Origin of the sequence: Kitasatospora sp. NPDC008115, assembly GCF_042957205.1 — a bacterium.
GTDB lineage: Bacteria > Actinomycetota > Actinomycetes > Streptomycetales > Streptomycetaceae > Kitasatospora.
Genome location: NZ_JBIBHU010000080.1, coordinates 1 through 2,538, shown reverse-complemented (window position 1 = coordinate 2,538; position 2,538 = coordinate 1). Strand labels below are relative to the sequence as shown.

Below are 2,538 nucleotides of genomic sequence, written 5' to 3'. Positions count from 1 at the left end.
TCGACGACACCAGCGAGAACGCCACATCGGCCTCCCGCAGCCCACCACCCGCCACCAACTCGCCCAACCGCACCGCCTGCTCCCGCAACGCCGCCCCGGTGTCACCCGAGATCACCCACGGCGGGCTGACGGGCTCGAAGACGGGAACAGCCTGCGGCGTGTCGTCCGCCGGCTCCGGTCCTTCCGGTCGCGGGGCCGACAACGGCTCGTCCGCCGGGGCCTGCTCCAGGATCATGTGGACATTGGTGCCGCTCACACCGAAGGAGGAGACGCCGGCACGGCGCGGCGCGCCGGTCTCCGGCCACGCCCGAGCCTCCGTCAACAGCTCCACCGCGCCCGCCGACCAGTCCACCTCCCGGCTGGGTTCCGAGACGTGCAGGGTCTTCGCCATGAACCCGTTCCGGAGCCCCATCACGGTCTTGATCACACCGGCCACGCCGGAAACCGCCTGCGTGTGGCCGATGTTCGACTTCAACGACGCCAACCACAGCGGGCGGTTCTCCTGCCGGTCCTGGCCGTAGGTGGCCAGCAGGGCCTGCGCCTCGATCGGGTCACCCAGCGTCGTGCCCGTCCCGTGCGCCTCCACCATGTCCACGTCGGCGAACGACAGTCCGGCGTTGGCCAGCGCCTGGCGGATCACCCGCTGCTGCGACGGACCGTTCGGGGCGCTCAGGCCGTTCGACGCACCGTCCTGGTTCGCGGCGCTGCCGCGGATCACCGCCAGCACCGGATGCCCGTTGCGCCGCGCGTCGGACAGTCGTTCCAGGAGGACCACCGCGGCACCCTCGCCCCAGCCGATCCCGTCCGCGTCGTCGGAGAACGCCTTGCACCGGCCGTCCACGGCCAGCCCGCGCTGGCGGGCGAAGGTGATGAACCCCGACGGGCTCGCCAGGATGCCGACACCGCCGGCGACGGCCAGCGTGCAGTCGCCCTGGCGCAGGGACTGCACCGCGGAGTGCAGGGCGACCAGCGAGGACGAGCAGGCGGTGTCCACCGTCACCGCGGGGCCTTCGAGTCCGAAGACGTAGGACACCCGGCCGGACAGCACGCTGCTCATCCCGCCGGTGACCGCGTAGCCCTGCTCGGTGGGCGAGTTCATCAACTTCACGGTGTGCTCGATCGCGGTCCCGCCGACGAAGACGCCGGTCCGGCTGCCGCGCAGGGACAGCGGATCGATCCCGGAGCGCTCGAAGACCTCCCAGGACACCTCCAGCAGCAACCGCTGCTGCGGGTCCATCGCCAGCGCCTCACGCGGCGAGATCCCGAAGAGTCCGGGGTCGAAGTCGCCGGCGCCCTCCAGGAAGGCACCTTCACGCGTGTAGGTCTTGCCGGGCCGGTCCGGGTCCGGGTCGTACAGATCGTCCAGGTCCCACCCCCGGTCGGTCGGGAACCCCGCGACCGCGTCGACCTCGTCGACGACCAGCTGCCACAGCTTCTCGGGCGAGTCGGCGCCGCCCGGAAGCCGGCAGGCCATGCCCACGACGGCCAGCGGCTCCCGCAGCCGGTCCTGAGTGGTCTGGAGCTTCTGGCGGGTCTGCTGCAGTTCGGTCGTCACCCGTCGCAGATACGTACGGAGCTTGTCCTCAGTCATGGTGATCCCCACTCGAAGGCAGTAGAAGGACGTGACGATCGGCTGGATCAGGACACGCCGAGGTCGCGGTCGATGAAGTCGAACAGGTCGTCGTCAGTCGCGGACCCCAGGTCGGTGCCCACGCCGCTCTCCTGCCCCGAGCCGTTCAGTTCGTCGAGTTTGGCGAGCAGTTCCTGCAGCCGCTGCACGATGCCCTCCCGGGCCTGTACGTCGTCGGCGAGCAGGGGCAACGCCCGGTCGATCCTTGACAGTTCGCGGCTGATGTCGACCGCGTCGGTCAGCTGGTCCCCGCGGCTCCCGACCAGCTCCGAACGGAGCCGGTCGGCGAGGGCGGCGGGGGTCGGGTGGTCGAAGACCAGGGTGCCGGGCAGCCGCAGGCCGGTCGCGGCGTTCAGCCGGTTGCGCAGCTCCATCGCGGTGAGCGAGTCGAAGCCCAACTCCTGGAAAGGACGGGTCTCCGCGACGGCGTCGGGCGAACCGTGTCCGAGCACGCCGGCGACCTCGGTGCGGACGACATCGAGCAGGGCGTCCAGACGCTCCAAATCCGTCAGCCCGGCGAGGCGTTCGCGCAGCGCCCGAGCCGCGGAGTCGTCACCGGAACGCTCGGCGACCTCCGCTTCCAGGACCTTGCGGACCTCGGGGATGTCCTCGATCAGCGGACGGTGACGGGCGATCATGTAGCCGGGTGCGAACCGTTCCCAGTCCATGTCGGTCACCGTGAGCAGGGTCTCGTCCTGCTCCAGCGCCTGCGCCAGTACTGTCACCGCCATCTGCGGGTCCATCGGACGCAGGCCCACCCGGGCGAGCATCTCGCCGGCCTGGCCGTCCGCCATGCCAGTGCCCTTCCAGCCACCCCAGGAGACGGAGGTCGCGGTCAGACCACGGGCCCGACGCTCCTGCGCCAGACCGTCCAGATAGGCGTTGGCCGCCGCATAGGCCGCGTTACC

The 2,538-nt window shown here is 70.9% G+C and carries 2 protein-coding genes; both read right to left on the bottom strand.

Annotation, left to right across the window (positions count from 1 at the left end):
* A partial coding sequence (locus tag ACFZBX_RS36855) for a type I polyketide synthase (RefSeq protein WP_391538187.1) occupies positions 1-1,591 on the bottom strand: 1,591 nt, incomplete at its 3' end.
* Between the two features lie 47 nt (positions 1,592-1,638).
* Positions 1,639-2,538: phosphopantetheine-binding protein (locus ACFZBX_RS36850; RefSeq protein ID WP_391538186.1), on the bottom strand; the 900-nt coding region annotated here is incomplete at its 5' end.